General features: G+C 27.2%; 1 protein-coding gene. It reads right to left on the bottom strand.

The features are described 5' to 3' along the window. Positions 1 to 70: 70 nt before the first annotated feature. A complete protein-coding gene (locus K4I03_RS05290; RefSeq protein WP_408643073.1) occupies positions 71 to 895 on the bottom strand; it encodes a YobI family P-loop NTPase in 825 nt (274 codons plus the stop codon). Between the last annotated feature and the right edge of the window lie 129 nt (positions 896 to 1,024).

The following is a 1,024-nucleotide window of genomic DNA, read 5'->3' as shown; positions in this document are numbered from 1 at the left end:
TATCAGAATTTTTAATCTATCATCAGGTAGTCCAGGTATATTAAAGTGCAGAAAATCTCTTTTTATTACTTCAAGTATACCCTTGATTTTTTTGCAACAGAGAAAAGTCTTTCGGAAAAATATTCTTGTACACTATCATTGAAAATACTTTTTCAGGATCTAATTTCAAAGTACTCAATGATTCTTTGTAGGTCAGATACTCATTACAAATATTATTAATCAGGCGCATATCATCAAGGTATAATGAGATATTAAATAAAAACTTTTCATCCAATTCCTCATAAAGTTCCATACCTTTTAATATTTTTGATAACTGATCATAGGAGTTTGAAGCCGTTACAACAGGTACTATTGGAATAATAAAATCAAAAAACTTTGTTCGTTCTTGTGACTCGAATAAATCGTCTTTAACAAGATAGAAAAATACTAATTTAGACTCTCTACACACTTTCCTTTTTCTATTGATAACAATATTTAATTCCTTAATTTTTTCAAAGATTCTTGAATCATTGAAACGTTCAATGTCTTCAAAGACTATAACATCTGCCTCAGACTGTTTGAACAAATAAATCACATCATCCAAATACCTATCAAAATAAGAAACTTTACTACTCTCATTTGAAAAAACTTCTATATCCGTTTCAATTTTATCTGATTTTAGCGATAGGTGTTTAATGAATCCAATGTCTCTTTGTAACTTTAATAAATAAAAAATTCCATAAAAAAACAAAGTAAATAAGATAACGAGTGCTGAAAGTCTAACAATCGGATGAATAGTCCAAGTAAGCCAATCAATATCCTTAATAAAATCAGTCCATAAATTCAAATACAAAAACAGTAGCAAAATAGAAAATAAAAAAACTGTAAAAAAATTCCATAAAAAAACAAAGTAAATAAGATAACGAGTGCTGAAAGTCTAACAATCGGATGAATAGTCCAAGTAAGCCAATCAATATCCTTAATAAAATCAGTCCATAAATTCAAATACAAAAACAGTAGCAAAATAGAAAATAAAAAAACTGTA

This window comes from Streptococcus sanguinis, assembly GCF_020729725.1.
Classification (GTDB): domain Bacteria; phylum Bacillota; class Bacilli; order Lactobacillales; family Streptococcaceae; genus Streptococcus; species Streptococcus sanguinis_V.
Note: the sequence above shows the minus strand (reverse complement) of the source record. Positions and strands in the feature narration are given on the sequence as shown.